Below are 16,606 nucleotides of genomic sequence, written 5' to 3' on the forward strand. Positions count from 1 at the left end.
GTCACTTCCGCAGGTCGGTGAGGGCGTCGGCGATGGCGCGGTGGAAAGTCGGGTAGGCGAAGATCATCCGGCGCAGGTCGTCCACCGGAACCTCGGCGTGCACGGCCAGGGTCAGCGCGCCGAGCACCTCGCCGCCCGCGGGCCCGGCCGACGTCGCGCCGACGAGCACCCCGCGATCGACGTCCTCGACCAGTTTGATCAGGCCCTCGTTGCCCGCCTTGTGGATCCAGCCGCGCGCCGACGACGCGATCTGCGCCATGCCGGTACGCACGGTCAGCCCCGCTTCGCGCGCGGCGGCCTCGGACAGGCCGACCGACCCGACCTCCGGGTCGGTGAACGTCACGCGGGGTACGGCGCGGTAGTCGGCGCCCGGCGAGTCCTCACCGAGGATGTCGGCGGCCGCGATCTCGGCCTGGTACATGGACATGTGCGTGAACGCGCCCTTGCCGGTGACATCGCCGATCGCCCACACGCCTGCTGCCGCACGCAGGTGCTCGTCCACCTCGATGCCCTTGGCCGACTCGTCCAGCCTGACCGCGCCGACGCCCAGCGCGGCCAGGTCGGTGCGGCGCCCGGCGGCGACCAGCAACCGGTGCGCGGAGACCGGCTCGGCGCCGTCGAACTCCAGGGTGAACCGCTGGCCGTCGTGGCTCGCGGCGGTGATCTTGGCGCCGGTGCGGACCAGGATGTGCTCGGCCGCGAACCGCTCGGCCAGCAGCGCGCCCGCCTCCGGCTCGTCGAGCGCGAGCAGCCTGTCCTGCGCCTCCACGAGCGTGACCTTGGCACCGAACCGGGCGAAGACCTGCGCGAACTCGCAGCCGACCGGGCCGCCGCCGATCACGATCAGCGAGTCGGGCACCACCTCGACAGCGACCGCGTCCCGGTTGGTCCAATGTGGAGTGTCGGCCAGGCCGGGGACCGGTGGCACCGCCGGATCGGTGCCCGGGTTGAGCACGATCCCGCGCCGCGCCCGGACCGTGCGCTCGCCGTCCGGGCCGGACACCGTCAGCTCACCCGGGCCGGTGATCCGCGCGCGGCCGCGCACGAACGTCACCCCCGCCGCCACGAGCCGGTCGACGGCGACGGTGTCGTCCCAGTCGTCGGTGGCCTCGGCCCGGACCCGCGCGGCGACCGGCGCCCAGTCGGGCCGCACCTCAACCGACCCGGCCAGCTCGCTCACCCGGTGCGCCTCGGCGAGCGCGTCGGCCGCGCGGATCATCATCTTCGTCGGCACACAAGCGAAGTAGGGGCATTCGCCGCCGACGAGTCGGGATTCGATGCCCGCCACCGACAGCCCGCCCCGGGCAAGTCGGGTGGCCACGGCCTCCCCGCCCGGGCCGAGCCCGACTACCGCGATGTCGACGGTCAGCGTGTCGCCTGTCAAGGTCATCAGCTCCTCGAAGCGGTCTCGGTGACCACCTCAGCACGGCGTGGCCGCGCGTGCAGCGCCAACACCGCCAGCAGCACCAGCCCGGCCAGGACGTAGGCGTTGCCGAGCACGGCGTCCAGCGGCGTCCACCGCAGCTCCGCCTTGGCGCCGCTGGGCACCAGCCGGAACTGCCAGCCCGCGAAGGCCACCGCGAGCGCGGCGAGCGCGACCCGGGGCCCGGTGCTCGCGCGGCCCAGCAGGAACGCGGCCAGCGGCACCACCCACACCCAGTGGTGCGTCCACGACACCGGGCACACCAGCAGCCCGGCGACCGCGGTGACCAGCACCGCGCCCAGGTGGTCACCGCGGGCGTCGAGCGCGCGCACGGCAGGCGCGGCGAACGCCAGGCAGGCCACCGCGAGCACGGCGAACAGCGCGAACGCCGTGGCGCCCTCGGCGGTGACGCGCTGCACGAGCCCGTTGAGCGACTGGTTGCCGATCCACGAGTTCGTGGTGGCGTCGTTGCCGTCGATCAGGGCCTCGGTCCAGAACCGGACCGTGTCCCCGGGCAGCACGGCGGCGGCGAGCAGATGCAGCCCGGCGAACGTGCCGAGCGCGCGGCGGGCGTCGGCCCAGCGCCGGGTGAGCACCAGGTGCGCCACGAAGATCAGCGGGGTCAGCTTGATCGCCGCCGCGACCCCGATCAGCACACCGGACGCGCGTGAGCCGCGCAGGCGCAGCAGGTCGGCGACGATCAGCGCCATCAGCAGCAGGTTGACCTGGCCCAGCGCGAGCGAGCGCCACACCGGCTCCAGGGCCAGCGTGCCCAGCAGCGCCACGCCGAACGGCCAGCCGTGGGCCAGCGCGCGTGGCAGACAGGTGCGCAGCACCAGGCCGAGTGCCAGCGCGGAGGCCGCCGCGAGCAGGCCCCACCCGAGTTGCGGCGGCACGGCGGCCAGCGGCACGAACACCACCGCCGCGATCGGCGGGTAGGTGAACGGCAGCGGCGGCGCCCACGACGCCCCGGTGGTCAGCGGCGCGTACAGGGAGTCGCCGTGCAGCAGGGTGAGCGCGCCAGCCCGGTAGACCGAGCTGTCGACCCCCAGCCCGAGGCCCGCCATCCACCACACGACGGCCGTCCCGACGAACCCCGTGGCCAGCCAGATCACCGCGACAGGCACCCGTCGCAGGATGCCCACATCCCCCATGGGGTCACCCTATCGGCGCGGCATGGTCCGGGATGGACCCTGGCCGGGTCAGCGGACCTTGCGGGTCTCGTGCCGGTCCTTGATCTCCAGGTTCAGGAACGCGCCGAGGCTGTCGGCCGACATCAGGCGCCAGTAGAGCCGCTTGGGCACGTCGATGTACTGGTACACCCCGCCGTTGCGGAACTCGACCTCCAGCGTCCCGGTCATCCCGTCGTACCCGACCGAGGCGATGCTGGCGGACTCCACCGGCCGACGCTCCATCGCGCTCCCGAGTCTCGGTGGACGTTCGATCTCCGCACGCGTCCGGCCACCGGTCGATCTCGGCGGCGAGACCGACCGTCAGCGTATCCGGGGCGCGGGGACGCTGGGGACGGTCGGACTCGTTTCCACCGAAAGCAGGCGGGTCTTATCGTCCGCGCGGCAACGTCCCCGTGAGCGCCAGCCAAGCCGGGGCGGGGATGTGCAGGTGCCCGCCACCAGGATTCTTCGAGTCCCGCACCCCGACCTCAGGCGATCCGACCACGAGAGCGATCTCTACGCAGACGGTCTCGTCCGCGCTGTAACTGGACTTGCGCCAGTGGTGGGTGGAGAAGTCCATGTTCTGTCTCACTCTCGCTCGTATCGAGTCGCCATGGCGGCCAGGAACTCGATGGACTCTGCCGGTCCGAGTGCCGTCTCGGTCAGCGTAACGGTGAGGGCACCAATCGGATCGGTGACTTCCGGCTTGTCGAGGAACCCGGTTGTCAGCTTGTGCTCCAGGAACACGATCGTCGGCGCCTTGCCGAACTCCAACATCGCGTATGGCCCGTAGATCGGGTAGCCGCCCCGGTCGAAAGGGATCACCTGGATCGTCACGTTGGGCAGGCGGGCCGAGTCGATCAGCTTGCGGATCTGCTCCGCCATGACCGCTCGGCCGCCGAAAGGGCGATGGAACGTCGCTTCGTCCATGATCGCCAAGTGGCGTGGCGCCCGCTTGCGGGTCAGCACGGTCTGCCGACCCGCACGGGCCGAGACCCGGGCGTTGGCGTCGGCGTCGGGAACTCCGTACCGCCGCATGATCGCGTGCGAGTAGGAGTTGGTCTGCAACAACCCCGGAATCACAGATGGCTCGAAGTTCGTGATCCTGGTGGCCTGGGATTCGAAGGTGATCAGGGCGGGGAGATGTTTGGGCAGGTCGCTGCGGCCGACTTCCCACCAGCCGGTGGCGTTGGATTCCCTGGCCAGGGCGAGCACTCGTTCCCGTTCGACGCCGGTGACGTCGTAGATCACCAGCAGCGCGGACACCTCCTCCGGGCTGGAGAGGCGGAAGCCGAGTTCGACCCGGTTCAGGCTGGCGGACGAGATACCGATCCGTTTGGCGGCCTGTCGGGTGGTCAGGTTCGCCCGGGCGCGGAGTTCCTTGAGTTCGGCGGCCAGTGCCCGAGCCCTCGATGAGCCTTGTCGTGTCGTCACAATTCCTCCCGGTCGGCATGCCCGCCCATCCCACCAGCGGAGACCCGGTCAGCGGAACTACACGATCGGGATCACGTCTCACCCTGGGAGACGCACTTGCCCCGTGCATCCGTGGGTCGAATCGACCACCTCGACCTTGGACCGCGACTGCGACAACCCCACCTGGAAGGTCAGCCGGACACGCCTAACCACGGTGCAGGATTGTCCGCAGCGCGTCGAGCACCGCGGGGTCCTCGATGGTCGAGGGCACCGGCTCGTCGCGGCCGTCGGCGATGGCGCGCATGGTCTTGCGGAGGATCTTGCCGGAGCGGGTCTTGGGCAGGCCGTCCACCACGGAGACGTCGCGGAACGCGGCGACCGGCCCGATCTCGCTGCGGACCGCGGCGACCAGCTCGTCGCGCAGCACGGACTCCTCGATCCGCACCCCCGCCTTGAGCACCACGAAGCCGCGCGGGAGCTGCCCCTTGAGCGCGTCGTGGACCCCGATCACCGCGCACTCGGCCACCGCCGGGTGCGCGGCCAGCACGGCCTCCATCGATCCCGTGGACAGCCGGTGACCGGCCACGTTGATCACGTCGTCGGTGCGGCCCATGACGAACACGTAGCCGTCCTCGTCGATGTAGCCGCCGTCGCCGGTCAGGTAGTAGCCGTCGTAGCGCGACAGATAGGACTCGACGTAGCGCTCGTCGTCCTCCCACAGGGTCGGGAACGTGCCCGGCGGCATGGGGAGCCGGATCACGATCGCGCCCTCCTGGCCGGGGGGCAGCGACTCGCCGGACTGGTCGAGGACGCGGACGTCGTAACCAGGGACCGCGACGCTGGGCGAGCCCGCCTTGATCGGCATCGGCTCCAGGCCGCGCAGGTTCGCGCAGATCGGCCAGCCCGTCTCGGTCTGCCACCAGTGGTCGACCACCGGCACGCCCAGCTTCTCGCTCGCCCAGTGGTAGGTCTCGGGGTCGAGCCGCTCGCCCGCGAGGAACAGCGTCTTGAACCCGCTCAGGTCGTACTTGGCCAGCTCGACGGCGTCCGGGTCGACGCGCTTGATCGCGCGGAACGCCGTCGGCGCGGTGAACAGGGCCTTCGCCTTGTGCTCGGCGATCACCCGCCAGAACGCGCCCGCGTCCGGCGTGCCCACCGGCTTGCCCTCGTAGAGCACCGTGGTGGCCCCGACCAGCAGCGGCGCGTACACGATGTAGGAGTGCCCGACGACCCAGCCGACGTCGGACGCGGTCCAGAACACGTCGCCGGGACCGATGTCGTAGATGTTGGGCAGCGACCAGGTCAGCGCCACCGCGTGGCCGCCGTTGTCGCGCACCACGCCCTTCGGCTTGCCCGTGGTGCCGGAGGTGTAGAGCACGTAGAGCGGGTCCGTCGCGGCGACCGGCACGCAGTCGGCGGGCGTCGCGGACGCCATCGCCTCGTCCCAGTCGAGATCGCCCTCGACATGCTCGGCCCTGGCCTGCGCACGCTGCAACACCACGACCCGCTCGGGCTGGTGTTCCGCCGCCGCCAGCGCGCCCGCGATGATCGGCCGGTACTCCACCACCCTGGTCGGCTCGATGCCGCACGACGCCGCCACGATCACCTTCGGCCGCGCGTCGTCGATCCGGGTCGCCAGTTCGCGCGGGGCGAACCCGCCGAACACCACCGAGTGCACCGCGCCCAGCCGCGCGCACGCCAGCATCGCCACCACGGCCTGCGGCACCATCGGCATATAGATGATCACCCGGTCGCCCTTGACCACGCCGAGCCCGGCCAGCACCCCGGCGAACCGGGCGGTCAGGTCGGTCAGCTCGGCGTAGGTGTAGCTCGCCTTGGTGCCGGTGATCGGCGAGTCGTAGATCAGCGCCGCCTGTCCGCCCCGGCCCGCGGCCACGTGCCGGTCGAGGGCGTTGTGGCAGGTGTTCAGCTCCCCGTCGGGGAACCAGCGGTACATGGGCGCGGCCGAGGCGTCCAACGCCCTGGACGGCGGGGTCGTCCAGTCGACGGCGCGCGCCGCGTCGAGCCAGAAGCCCTCGGGATCGCCCAGGCTGCGCTGGTAGGTCTCGACGTAGTCGCCCATCGGCCGGCCTCCGCTCGTCGTGGTCCGTTGACCGATACCTTGCCAGTTGACGGGCGGTTCGGCCCCGTCCGACAGGGGGCCTGTGGACAACCTCGGCACGCCGTGGGACGTCCTGTGGATGAAACGCCGCCATTGGTCACAGCTCGACATAGGCTGGAACCGGACGCACCCACGCCCCGGTCTCACCCGACGACCGGGCAGGCCCAGAGAGGAGTTCGGACGCGGTGCTCGACCTTGCGGCTTCGCTGTTGTCCTTCGCGCACACCATCTTCGGCCCGGGCCTCTGCCCGGGCGACTGGGTGTGGGCGACGAGCACGGCAGGCGCGCTGATCGCGCTGCTGCCGGTGTTGGGCACGCTGACCATCGCACTGGTCCGCAAGGCCACCGGGAACACCTACAACGGGGTGACCATCTCGGTCTTCGGGGCCATCGGCGCGTTCACCGCGTTCCTGATGCCGTGGCTGTTGTTCAACGGCATCAGCGGCGTCTACCGCAGCGTGTTCACCGGCGACGGCGCGGTCCGGCTGACCGCGGCGGAGACAGCCTCGTTCCAGAACGGCTTCTGCTGGATCGGCCCGCAGGACGTCTACCTCGGTGGCCGCGCCAACGTCTACGAGGTGCTGTTCCACCCGTTCGAATCCGTCCCGGTGTACCTGCTGCGGGTCGGCGGGCTGGTCGTGCTGCCCGGGCTGTGCCTGCTGTTCGTGCTGCTCCAGGCGCGCGCCGCGCTGCGCCGCGGGCCGAAGTGGCCCGGCAGGCTGGTGTGGGCGCCGTTCGCGCTGATGGTGGTGCTGAGCCTGCCCGTCGAGGCCAACACGGCCGCGCACCTGTGGATGGGGTTCCTGCCGATCAGCATCCTGGGTCTGATCCCGGTGTTCGTGGTGGGCCCGCCGAGCTGGACGACCATCGAGCGCCGGTACCAGCCGCCCGCGGGCCAGCCCCAGCCATCGGCCGGCCATCCGCAGTCCGTGCTGAGCCATCCGCAGTCCGCGGTGAACCGCCAGCCCTATCAGCCGCCGCCGCAGCCGCAGGTGCCGAAGTACCAGCCGCCGCCACCGCAGCCGGTGCGCAAGCCGCCGCCCTACGTCCCGCCGCCGAACCCGACGCTGCGCGAGCCGGAACCGGACCGCGCCGCCCTCGCCCGGCTCGCGGCCGACCCGGGTCCGCTGCCGTTCACGCCGCGCTCGGCCGCCCCGCCACCGCCGCCGGTCAAGCCGTCGGGCAGCCGGTTCCGCAAGGTCCGCGCACTGGGCCACGGCGGCTTCGGCACGGTGTGGCTCGCGGTCGACACCCAGCTCGACCGCACGGTCGCGGTGAAGATGGCGCACGCCCCCGACGCCGAGACCGAGGAGCGGATGCTGCGCGAGGCCAGGGCGCTGGCCGCCGTGCACCACCCGAACTGTGTGCGGGTGTACGACATCGTGTCCGAGCCGGAGGGGCTCGGCCTGGTGATGGAATACATCGAGGGCCAGCCGCTCGCCGACCGCGTAACCAGCGGCGGCCCGCTCGACGACGTGGCCGTCGCCCGGCTGTGGATCACCATGGCGGGCGCCCTGTCCGCCGCCCACGCCAAGGGCGTGCTGCACCGCGACGTCAAGCCGTCCAACATCATCATCGACCCGGACGGCAACGCCCACCTCATCGACTTCGGCATCGCCCGCTCCAAGGGCGATTCCACGCTGACCGCCACCGGCATGATGGTCGGCACCCCGGACTTCCTCGCCTCCGAGACGGCCGCGGGCGCCAACGCCACCCCTGCCTCCGACGCGTGGCAGTTGGCCGCCACGGTCAGCTTCGCCCTCACCGGCAAGCCGCCGCGCGGCACCCGCGAGAACGCGATGGCCGCCCTGATGGCCGCCGCCAAGGGCGAACCGTTATCCCAGTTGCCCCACAAGAGCGCCCACCTGCGGCTGCTGTCGGCGTCCCTCGGCTCAGACCCGGCACGCCGCCCCACCCTGCAAGCCGTAGCCCGCGACCTGAGCGATTGGCTCGGGCGAGAGGGCCACACCGAGACGGGCCCGGTCACCCAGATCGTCCGCCGCAAGGACATCGACGCCGTCGACCGCACCCGCCCCATGCGCTGACCGCGGGCCGAAGGTGCCACTTGGTACGGCTCAGCGGGTGGCGAAGGTGCGGCGGTAGTCGTTCGGAGCGACGCCGACGATCTTCTGGAAGTGGTGGCGGAGCAGGGCCGCGGTGCCGAAGCCGCACCGTTGGGCGACGTCGTCCACGGTCAGGGTGGTGTCCTCCAGGAGGCGCCGGGCGTGGAAGACGCGCTGGGTGGAGAGCCATTTGTGTGGGGTGGTGCCGGTTTCGGCGACGAAGCGGCGGGCGAACGTGCGCTCCGACATCCGGGCGCGCCGCGCCAGTTCGGCCACGGAGTGGTCGTCGGCCAGGCTCTCCAGCATCCAGGTGAGCACCGGGGTGAGGCTGTCGGCCGTGCACTCGGGCACCGGGAGGTCCACGAACTGGCGCTGGCCGCCGTCGCGCTGGGGTGCGACGACCATGCGGCGGGCGATGGTGGTGGCCGGGCCGGAGCCGAGTTCGCGGCGGACCAGGTGCAGGCAGGCGTCGATGCCGGACGCGGTGCCCGCGCTGGTCACGATGTCGCCGTCGTCGACGAAGAGGACGTCGGGGTCGAGGTGGGCCAGGGGGAAGCGGGCCGCGAACTCGTCGGCGTGGCGCCAGTGCGTGGTGCAGCGGCGGCCGTCGAGCAGGCCCGTGGCGGCCAGCAGGAACGCCCCGCTGCACACCGACAGCAGGGTGGCGCCGCAGGCGTGGGCGGCGCGCAGCGCGTCGAGGACGGCGGGCGGGTACTCGGGGCGGATGGTGCACGCGGGCAGCGCCACCAGGTCGGCGCCGTCGAGGGCGTCCAGGCCGAACTCGGGCACCATCCGCACGCCGACGCTGGCCTGGAGTTCCTGCCCGGCGACCGCGCCGCACACGCGGAACTCGATCGGCGGGACGCCCTCCTCGGTCCGGTCGATGCCGAACACCTCGCAGATCACGCCGAACTCGAACGGGGCGAGGCCGTCGATCAGGACTGCCGCCACGGTTTTCAGCACCCCCGGAGGGTAGCTGGCAGGATTTTGTGGCACAAGGTCAGACCTGCCACTGGTGGCAGGAAGTCGGGCAGCGCAAACTTAGCGCCATGACTACCGCACTCGTTCTCACCGCCCTGCTGGCGCTGCTTGTCTACGGCCTGGACCGCAACAACCTGCCCCAGCCCCAGCCCCGCCCCCGGCTCGCCGGGAGCACCGACGTCGAGGACCGCGACACCGCCCGAGTGGTCGCCGACCTGCGCGCGACCCGAGCCGTGACCCGGCACCGGCGACCGGCCACTACCGCCAGGAGGGAAGCCAGAGTTCGGCTTGCCATCGGCTCTCGGTGATCGAATCGCCGTTGAGGATGGGCCACAGCCAGACGAAGTTGGCCACCACGAGGCCGGTGTAGAGGGCCAGGACGAGCAGGCCGGTTCGCCGCCGCTCCTGGCCCTGGCCCGGGTGGCCGAGCAGATGGCCGAGGGCCAGGGTGATCCCGAGCACCAGGAACGCGGCCATCGGGGTGACGTAGAAGAAGTACATCTGCCGGTCGAGGTTGAGGAACCACGGCAGCAGGCCCGCGAGATAGGCGACCACGACCGCCGCGTACCGCCAGTCGAGCCGGGCGATCATCCGCCACAGGCCCCAGCCGAGCATCGGCAGCGACAGCCACCACAGCGCCGGGGTGCCGACCAGCATGGTGGCGGAGACACACTTGGTCTCACCGCAGCCGGTGGTGGACCCCTCGTAGTAGTAGAGCATCGGGCGCAGCCCCATCGGCCACGTCCACGGCTTGGACTCCCACGGGTGCTGCTGGTCGGGTTTGGTGACCAGCTCGCTGTGGAAGCGCAGCACGTTCTCGCTGTAGTTGAACAGCGACCCGACCGCGCCCTTGATCACCTCGACCGGACTGCCGCCCGTGGTGGCGACCAGGTGCCGGTCGACGCCGGTCTCGCTGCCGAACCAGCCGTACCAGGTGCCCAGATACGCGAGCAGCCCGACGCCGACGAACGCCCACAGCCCCGGGAGCACGTCGCGCAGCATTGTCCCCGCCCACGGGTGGCGCACCCCCGCAGCCCGGCGCGCGGTGAGGTCGAAGGCGACGGTGAGGATGCCGAAGGCCGCGATGTAGTACAGCCCGGACCACTTCACCCCGCAGGCCAGCCCCAGCAGCACGCCCGCCGCGAGCCGCCACCAGCGCACACCGAGCCGCGGCCCGTGCGGCGACTCGTCGGCCCAGCCCTCGGCCGCGGCGACGGCGAGCCGGGCGCGGACCTGGTCGCGGTCGCAGAGCACGCAGGCGAACGCGGCGAGCACGAACGCGGCCAGGAAGATGTCGAGCATCCCCATCCTGGACTGCAGGTGCGAGACCCCGTCGGCGATCAGCAGCACCCCGGCGACCGCGCCGAGCAGGGTCGACCTGGTCAGCCTGCGGGCGATCCGCACCACCAGCACGATCATGAGCGTGCCCGCCAGCGCGGCGGTGAACCGCCACCCCCAGCCGTCGTAGCCGAACAGCCACTGACCGGCCGCGATGAGCGTCTTGCCCAGCGGCGGGTGCACCGTCAGCTCGAACCCGGGGTTGTCCTCGAACCCGCCGTTGCGCAGCATCTGCCACGCCTGCGGCACGTAGTGCTTCTCGTCGAAGACCGGGGTGCCGTTGTCGGTCGGGAAGCCGAGGTTCTGGAACCGGATGATCCCGCCGAGGACGCCGAGGAACGCCGTGACGAGCCAGCCGCGCAGCCGGTCGGCGGGCATCGGCTTGCCCGCCACCCGGGCGTGGATGTCGTCGGCGGCGTCGGCCTGCCGGGGCGCTGGGTCCGGTGACGCGGCCCGGCTGGCCTCGTCTTCGGCTACGAGGACGCTCACGGGGGTGATCGTAGGGTGCGCGGTGTGCGATCCGCGTCGGGATCGGTCGAGATCCGGCACGCCACGCTGGTCAGCGGGCCCTGGGTAGGCTCTCGGCCGTGGCGACAATCTACCGGCCAGGCTGGCTGTACGTCCTCGGTTACGCCGCGCTGACCGGTGTCACCATCGGTCTCGCCGCGGTCGTCGGCTGGGTGCTGTCCGGTGTGCTGATCGGCGATCCGACGCTGGACGACATCGGCATCGTGCCGATCGCGTTGGGCGTCGGCGCCTTCGCGATGGCGGTGGTCAACCTGCGCAAGCGCAAGCTCACCGTGGTGCGCGAAGGCGTGGTCATGGAGCGCGACGGCGCGCGGATCTCGCTGTTCTGGACCGACTTCGAGGAGCTGCGGGTGAAGACCACGCCGCACCGGGAGGAACTGGTGTTCGGTCCTGGCCTGGTCCAGCCCGCGGGCGCGGGCGGGCTGCGCCGCGGGGTCGAGGCCAGGCTGCGCAAGTCCGGCGCCGACCGCACCGTCCCGCTCACCACGTACTTCGCCGACTGGCGCCAGACCGAGCTGGGCCCGGCCGTGGCCCGCGCGCAGGCCCGGCAAGCGCGGTGAGCGGCAGGCTGGTGCTCGCCGCCACCCCGCTCGGCGACGCCCGCGACGCCTCCGCGCGGCTGGTGGCCGCGTTCGGCACCGCCGAGGTGATCGCCGCCGAGGACACCCGCCGCACCCGCGCCCTGATCAGCGCGCTCGGCGTCACGCCCGCCGGTCGGATCGTGAGCTTCTACGACGCCGTGGAGACCAGCCGCATCCCCGCGCTGGTCGACGCCGTGCGCGCCGGGCAGACCGTGCTGCTGGTGACCGACGCGGGCATGCCCAGCGTGTCCGACCCCGGCTACCGGCTGGTCGCCGCGTGCGTCGAGGCCGACCTGCCGGTCACCTGCCTGCCCGGCCCGTCGGCGGTGACGACGGCGCTGGCGCTGTCCGGCCTGGCGTGCGACCGGTTCTGCTTCGAGGGGTTCGCCCCGCGCAAGCCGGGGGAGCGGCGCAAGTGGCTGGCGGCGCTGGACACCGAGCCGCGCACGGCGGTGTTCTTCGAGTCGCCGCACCGGATCGCGAGCCTGCTCGCCGACGCCGCCGAGGTGCTCGGGCCCGACCGCCGCGCAGCGGTGTGCCGCGAGCTGACCAAGACCTACGAGGAGGTCCGCCGCGGCGGGCTGGCCGAGTTGGCGGCGTGGGCGGCGGACGGGCTGCGCGGCGAGATCACCGTCGTGCTCGCGGGCGCCGAGCCCGCCGCCGCGCCGGACCTGGCCGTGCTGGTCGAGCGGGTGCGCGCGCTGGCCGCGGCGGGCACCCGGCTCAAGGACGCCGCCGCCGAGGTCGCGGCGGCCACCGGGGTGAGCAAGAAGTCGCTCTACGACGCCGCCGTGAGCCGGGCGTGATCCGGGTCGCCGAGACCGACCTGATCGCGCAGATCACCGGGCACGAGTCGATCAACGGCACGGCGCAGCGGTACGGCATCCACGCCACCGACCTCGGCATCATGTGGGACGACGGCGCGGGCCGCACGTTCGTCGCGATCGCGAGGACGTTGCAGCGCCAATCGGCGCCCTCGCTCGGGCCCTGGCGGGCGTGGAACTTCCTCGCGGGCGACCACCGACTCGATGCGCAAGCCGGTGTCGAGGTCGCGGTCGGCGGCCGCGCCGTCGCCGCACCAGCCGCAGCCGTAGGTGTTGCCGAAGACGATGTGCTGCTTCGCCCGCGACGCCGACTTCGTTTACCTGTTCGGCACGGGCATCGCCGTGTCCCGCGACGCTGGCCACACCTGGGACAAGCCCGGTCGCCCGCCCAGTACTCGTAGGCCCGCGGCCCGGCCACACCGGTCATCGGCGGGCCCGTGGCCGAGCTGTCCGTGGTCTACAACGTCCACTTCGGACGCTGGCTCGCCCTGCACCTGGACGAGGGCCGCGCGGCGATCGTGCTGCGCACCGCCGAACAGCCGACCGGACCGTGGACCGACGGCCAGGTGGTCGCCGCCGGAGACCGGTTTCCCGGTCTGTACGGCGGTTTCCTGCACCCGGCGTCGGCCGACGGCCCGGTCGTCTACTACGCGATGTCGCGCTGGGCGCCCTACAACGTCTATCTGATGCGCACCCGGCTGACCGTCTAGGCGTTCTCCCGCTGGAACGTGCGCCTGCCCCAGTAGAAGGCGAGCGCGGTCATCGCGAGCAGGACCAGCGCGCCGGTCAGCAGGGCGTCGGTGCTGAAGTCGCCGCGGAAGGACGCCCGCTCGGCGTCGACCACGTGGGTGAACGGGTTCCAGCGCGAGATCGCGTAGAGCCAGTCCGGCGCCAGGCCCTGGGTGATCGGCAGGAAGATGCCCGAGAGCAGCAGCACCGGCATGAGCACGGTGTTGAGGATCGCCGGGAACGCCTCCTCGTTCTTCAGCCGCAACGCCAGCGCGTAGGAGCACGACGACAAGGTGATCGCCAGCATCGCCACGATCACCAGGCTCAGCGCGATCGCGCCGACCGACGCGCTGAGGTCGAAGAGCAGGAACGCCAGCAGGATGATGATCAACGCCTGCACCACGGCCTGGACCGCGTCGCGCAGGACGCGGCCGAGGAGCAGGGCGGTGCGGCTCACCGGGGTCACCCGCAGCCGCTCGACCACACCCGTGCGCAGTTCGGCCAGCAGCGCGAAGCCGACGAACGAGCTGCCGAACAGCGCCATCTGCACGATCAGCGCCGGGGTGAGGATCTGCCACGCGGTGCCCGGCGGGAAGCCCGGGGTGTTCGCGGTGATGTTCTCCAGCAGCGGCCCGAAGAAGAACAGGTACAGCACCGGCTGCATCAGACCGATCACGATCCAGGCCGGGTTGCGCAGCGACAGGGTCATGTCGCGGCGGAAGATCAGCCAAGTGTCACGCAACAACTCCGGCCTCCTGTCGCTGGTCGATGGGGGCGGCGGGCTCGCTGCCCAGTTCGGCGTCGCGCAGGCTGCGGCCGGTCAGGGTGAGGAACACGTCGTCCAGGGTGGGCCGCTGCACCTGAAGCGAGGTGGTGCCGATGCCCGCCGCGTCGAGCGCGCGCAGCAGGTCGGGCAGGGCCAGGTCGCCGCGCGGGACGCGGAACTCGACCGTCGCGCCCCGGGCGGTCACCTCGGAGGCGCCCGCGATCCGGGCGGCGATGCCGGTGGTCAGCTCGACCTCCGCGGCGGGCACGCCGACCGCGACCAGGTCGCCGGACACCCGCGCCTTGAGCGACTCGGGGGTGCCCTGCGCGACGATGGTGCCGTTGTCGATGACCAGCACGCGGTCGCACAGCGCGTCGGCCTCGTCCAGGTAGTGGGTGGTCAGGAAGACCGTGGTGCCGTGCTCGGCGCGCAGCGCGCGGATGTGCTCCCACAGGTTGGCGCGGCTCTGCGGGTCGAGCGCCGCGGTGGGCTCGTCGAGGAAGACCAGCTTCGGGTCGTGCACCAGGCCCAGCGCGACGTCGAGCCTGCGCCGCTGGCCGCCGGAGAGGGTCTTGACCTGCCGCTGGTCGAGCCCGGCGAGGTCGAGCTGCGCGGCGAGCACGGCGCTGCGGGCCTGCGCGTCGGCCTTGGACAGCCCGTAGAGCCGGGCTTGCAGGTGCAGCTCCTCGATGACCTTCGACTCCGGGGTGCCGCCGCCGTTCTGCGCGACGTAGCCGATCCGGCGCCGTACCCCGATCGGGTCGGTGGCCAGGTCGCAGCCCGCGACCGTGGCCTGACCGGCGGTCGGGGTGAGCAGGGTGGTGAGCATGCGCAAGGTCGTGGTCTTGCCCGCGCCGTTGGGGCCGAGGAAGCCGACCAGCTCCCCGGGCGCGACGTCGAGATCGACCCCCTGGACGGCCTCGACGGTTCGGCCGCGCGTGCGGAACGTCCGCGCGAGGCCGCGTGCCTCGATCATGGTGGACCCCCTGCTAATCAACTTTGAGTACTTGGGCAGGAGTATGCCAGACGCCAATCGAGCACACTCCTAGTCAAACCTGGTGGGCACCGAGCTTCTCGCCCGCCATCTCGTAGGCGCCGTCGTCGAGGCGGGCCAGCAGGGTCTTGGCCCACGTGATCTCGGTGGACACCAACCCGATCCACAGCGTCGCCTGTTCGCGCACGTGGTCCGGGGTGTCCGGCTCGGGGTTGGCCACCCAGTGTTCGAGGTCGGCCAGATCGGTCGCCAACCGCTCGATCCGCTCGCCGACCAGGTCTTTCGCGTCGTCGCGGCCCAGCAGCGGCAGCATCGCCAGCGCGGCGTTGAGCATCCACGGGTCGCGGGTCCGGCGCAGCCCCTCCCGGATCAGCCGCAGCAGCTCGGCGTCGCCCGCCTCGGTGATCCGGTAGGCCGTGCGGTCCGGGCCGCCTTGGCCCGGCTCGGCCGACACCGTCTCGATCAGCCCGTCCGCGGCCGCCTTGCGGATGGCGTGGTAGATCGACCCCGGCTTGATCCGGGCCCAGTCCTCGGCCCGCCAGCCGATCAGCTCGGCGCGGACCTGGTAGCCGTGCGCCTTGCCCGCCCAGTGGATGACGCCCAACACGAGCATCCGCGTGGCCGACATCCTGCCTCCTGCACCCGTGCGAAACCGACCTCCGTAGGCTAAGCGGTCATGAGCGCCCCCGTGTCGACCCCGGTGGCCCGGCTGCCCGCCCGGTGCCCCCGTAGTGTCGGTCACCCCCAGCCGCCGATCGAGCTGTGACGCCGCGCAAGGGCGAGCCGCCCCCCGTGCCCCCGGCGCTGCCCGCGCCCGTTGTCGACGCGCACACGCACCTGGACGCCTGTGGTGCCAAGGATTCCGCCGATGTGTCCACTGTGCTCGATCGGGCCTCGGCGGCGGGCGTGGACCGGGTGATCACCGTCGCCGACGATCTCGGGTCGGCCAGGTGGGCGGCCGAAGCGTCCACTTGGGACGATCGGCTGTTCGCCGCGGTGGCCGTGCACCCGACCCGCACGGCGGAGTTCTCCGACGCGGACAAGGCCGTGGTGGAGGAACTGGCGGGCAGGCCCCGGGTCGTCGCGGTCGGCGAGACGGGCCTCGACTACTACTGGGACTACTCGCCGCGCGCGGCCCAGCGGGAGGCGTTCCGCTGGCACATCGACCTGGCCAAGCGGGTCGGCAAGCCGCTGATGATCCACGACCGCGACGCGCACGAGGACATCCTGGCTGTCCTGCACGCGGAAGGGTCACCCGATTCGGTGGTCTTCCACTGCTTCTCCGGCGACCTCGATTTCGCCCGGCGCTGCGTCGACAAGGGCTACGTGCTCTCGTTCGCGGGCCCGGTCACCTTCCGCAACGCCACCGAGCTGCGGGAGGCCGCCGCGTTCGTGCCCGCCGAGCAGCTCCTCGTCGAGACCGACGCGCCGTTCCTCACCCCACACCCGTTCCGTGGCCGCCCCAACGAGCCGTACTGCGCCGCCTACACCCTCCGCGCGCTCGCCGAGCTGCGCGGCGTGGCCGTGGCCGACCTCGCCCGCGCGGTGTCCGCGACCGCGGACCGGGTGTTCCGGTTGCGGGCCGTAACGTCCGACCTTCCGGGCTGTGCGTGATTGCGATGAATGGGCGACCCGATTGGTCCACCGGTGGTGTGACTGGACTCACGACATT

18 protein-coding genes are annotated in these 16,606 nt (G+C 72.1%); 7 read left to right on the top strand and 11 right to left on the bottom strand.

Features of this window, described 5'->3' with window-relative positions; genetic code table 11:
- Position 1 precedes the first annotated feature (1 nt).
- The 6 genes from ACT4N7_RS19410 to ACT4N7_RS19435 all read right to left on the bottom strand — a co-directional run bounded on the left by ACT4N7_RS19410 (position 2) and on the right by ACT4N7_RS19435 (position 6,091).
- Positions 2-1,390, bottom strand: a complete 1,389-nt coding sequence (locus tag ACT4N7_RS19410) for a dihydrolipoyl dehydrogenase family protein (protein WP_444830189.1) — start codon at positions 1,388-1,390, stop codon at positions 2-4.
- A complete protein-coding gene (locus ACT4N7_RS19415; protein WP_444830190.1) occupies positions 1,390-2,550 on the bottom strand; it encodes a glycosyltransferase 87 family protein in 1,161 nt (386 codons plus the stop codon). The genes ACT4N7_RS19410 and ACT4N7_RS19415 overlap by 1 nt, the downstream gene beginning before the upstream one ends.
- Before the next feature lie 75 nt (positions 2,551-2,625).
- Entirely contained in the window at positions 2,626-2,823 is a 198-nt protein-coding gene (locus ACT4N7_RS19420) for a KTSC domain-containing protein (protein ID WP_444830191.1), read from the bottom strand.
- Positions 2,824-2,983: 160 nt separating this feature from the next.
- On the bottom strand, positions 2,984-3,175 hold the full coding sequence (locus tag ACT4N7_RS19425) for a DUF397 domain-containing protein (RefSeq protein ID WP_444830319.1): 192 nt from the start codon (positions 3,173-3,175) through the stop codon (positions 2,984-2,986).
- 8 nt (positions 3,176-3,183) lie between these two features.
- Positions 3,184-4,029 (bottom strand): helix-turn-helix domain-containing protein, encoded by an 846-nt coding sequence (locus ACT4N7_RS19430; protein ID WP_444830192.1) that lies wholly within the window; start codon positions 4,027-4,029, stop codon positions 3,184-3,186.
- A 184-nt stretch (positions 4,030-4,213) separates the two neighbouring features.
- On the bottom strand, positions 4,214-6,091 hold the full coding sequence (locus ACT4N7_RS19435) for a propionyl-CoA synthetase (RefSeq protein ID WP_444830193.1): 1,878 nt from the start codon (positions 6,089-6,091) through the stop codon (positions 4,214-4,216).
- 224 nt (positions 6,092-6,315) lie between these two features.
- On the opposite strand from ACT4N7_RS19435, the gene ACT4N7_RS19440 reads away from it, so the two are divergent.
- Entirely contained in the window at positions 6,316-8,175 is a 1,860-nt protein-coding gene (locus ACT4N7_RS19440; RefSeq protein ID WP_444830194.1) for a serine/threonine-protein kinase, read from the top strand.
- Positions 8,176-8,205: 30 nt separating this feature from the next.
- On the opposite strand, the gene ACT4N7_RS19445 is transcribed toward ACT4N7_RS19440, so the two are convergent.
- Positions 8,206-9,156: a helix-turn-helix domain-containing protein gene (locus ACT4N7_RS19445; protein ID WP_444830195.1), complete on the bottom strand. Its 951-nt coding sequence runs from the start codon at positions 9,154-9,156 to the stop codon at positions 8,206-8,208.
- An 86-nt stretch (positions 9,157-9,242) separates the two neighbouring features.
- Here ACT4N7_RS19445 and ACT4N7_RS19450 point away from each other — a divergent pair, with 86 nt between their 5' ends.
- Entirely contained in the window at positions 9,243-9,482 is a 240-nt protein-coding gene (locus ACT4N7_RS19450; protein WP_444830196.1) for a hypothetical protein, read from the top strand.
- On the opposite strand, the gene ACT4N7_RS19455 is transcribed toward ACT4N7_RS19450, so the two are convergent.
- Complete coding sequence (locus tag ACT4N7_RS19455; RefSeq protein ID WP_444830197.1) at positions 9,433-11,001, bottom strand: dolichyl-phosphate-mannose--protein mannosyltransferase; 1,569 nt, start codon at positions 10,999-11,001, stop codon at positions 9,433-9,435. The two genes, ACT4N7_RS19450 and ACT4N7_RS19455, sit on opposite strands and share 50 nt — an antisense overlap.
- A gap of 98 nt (positions 11,002-11,099) precedes the next feature.
- Here ACT4N7_RS19455 and ACT4N7_RS19460 point away from each other — a divergent pair, with 98 nt between their 5' ends.
- From ACT4N7_RS19460 to ACT4N7_RS19475, 4 genes are read left to right on the top strand one after another with little or no spacing between them, the layout of a single operon-like run.
- On the top strand, positions 11,100-11,600 hold the full coding sequence (locus ACT4N7_RS19460) for a hypothetical protein (RefSeq protein WP_444830198.1): 501 nt from the start codon (positions 11,100-11,102) through the stop codon (positions 11,598-11,600).
- Positions 11,597-12,427 carry a 16S rRNA (cytidine(1402)-2'-O)-methyltransferase gene (gene rsmI, locus ACT4N7_RS19465; RefSeq protein ID WP_444830199.1) on the top strand — a complete coding sequence of 277 codons (831 nt, stop codon included), beginning with the start codon at positions 11,597-11,599 and terminating at the stop codon, positions 12,425-12,427. Before ACT4N7_RS19460 ends, rsmI begins: the two co-directional genes overlap by 4 nt.
- Positions 12,424-12,846, top strand: a complete 423-nt coding sequence (locus ACT4N7_RS19470) for a hypothetical protein (RefSeq protein ID WP_444830200.1) — start codon at positions 12,424-12,426, stop codon at positions 12,844-12,846. Before rsmI ends, ACT4N7_RS19470 begins: the two co-directional genes overlap by 4 nt.
- Before the next feature lie 24 nt (positions 12,847-12,870).
- Positions 12,871-13,155, top strand: coding sequence for a DUF4185 domain-containing protein (locus ACT4N7_RS19475; RefSeq protein ID WP_444830320.1), 285 nt, complete (start codon positions 12,871-12,873; stop codon positions 13,153-13,155).
- Here ACT4N7_RS19475 and ACT4N7_RS19480 read toward each other — a convergent pair.
- The 3 genes from ACT4N7_RS19480 to ACT4N7_RS19490 form a co-directional block, all read right to left on the bottom strand.
- Positions 13,152-13,919 (bottom strand): ABC transporter permease, encoded by a 768-nt coding sequence (locus ACT4N7_RS19480; protein ID WP_444830201.1) that lies wholly within the window; start codon positions 13,917-13,919, stop codon positions 13,152-13,154. The genes ACT4N7_RS19475 and ACT4N7_RS19480 overlap by 4 nt on opposite strands.
- Entirely contained in the window at positions 13,909-14,916 is a 1,008-nt protein-coding gene (locus tag ACT4N7_RS19485; RefSeq protein ID WP_444830202.1) for an ATP-binding cassette domain-containing protein, read from the bottom strand. Before ACT4N7_RS19485 ends, ACT4N7_RS19480 begins: the two co-directional genes overlap by 11 nt.
- 73 nt (positions 14,917-14,989) lie before the next feature.
- Positions 14,990-15,562 carry a PadR family transcriptional regulator gene (locus tag ACT4N7_RS19490; protein WP_444830203.1) on the bottom strand — a complete coding sequence of 191 codons (573 nt, stop codon included), beginning with the start codon at positions 15,560-15,562 and terminating at the stop codon, positions 14,990-14,992.
- Positions 15,563-15,696: 134 nt separating this feature from the next.
- Between ACT4N7_RS19490 and ACT4N7_RS19495 the strand changes: the two genes are divergently transcribed.
- The gene (locus ACT4N7_RS19495; RefSeq protein WP_444830204.1) at positions 15,697-16,548 is read left to right on the top strand and encodes a TatD family hydrolase; all 852 of its coding nucleotides are present in this window, start codon (positions 15,697-15,699) and stop codon (positions 16,546-16,548) included.
- Positions 16,549-16,606: the final 58 nt, after the last annotated feature.

The organism is Actinokineospora sp., from assembly GCF_052390155.1.
Lineage (GTDB): Bacteria > Actinomycetota > Actinomycetes > Mycobacteriales > Pseudonocardiaceae > Actinokineospora.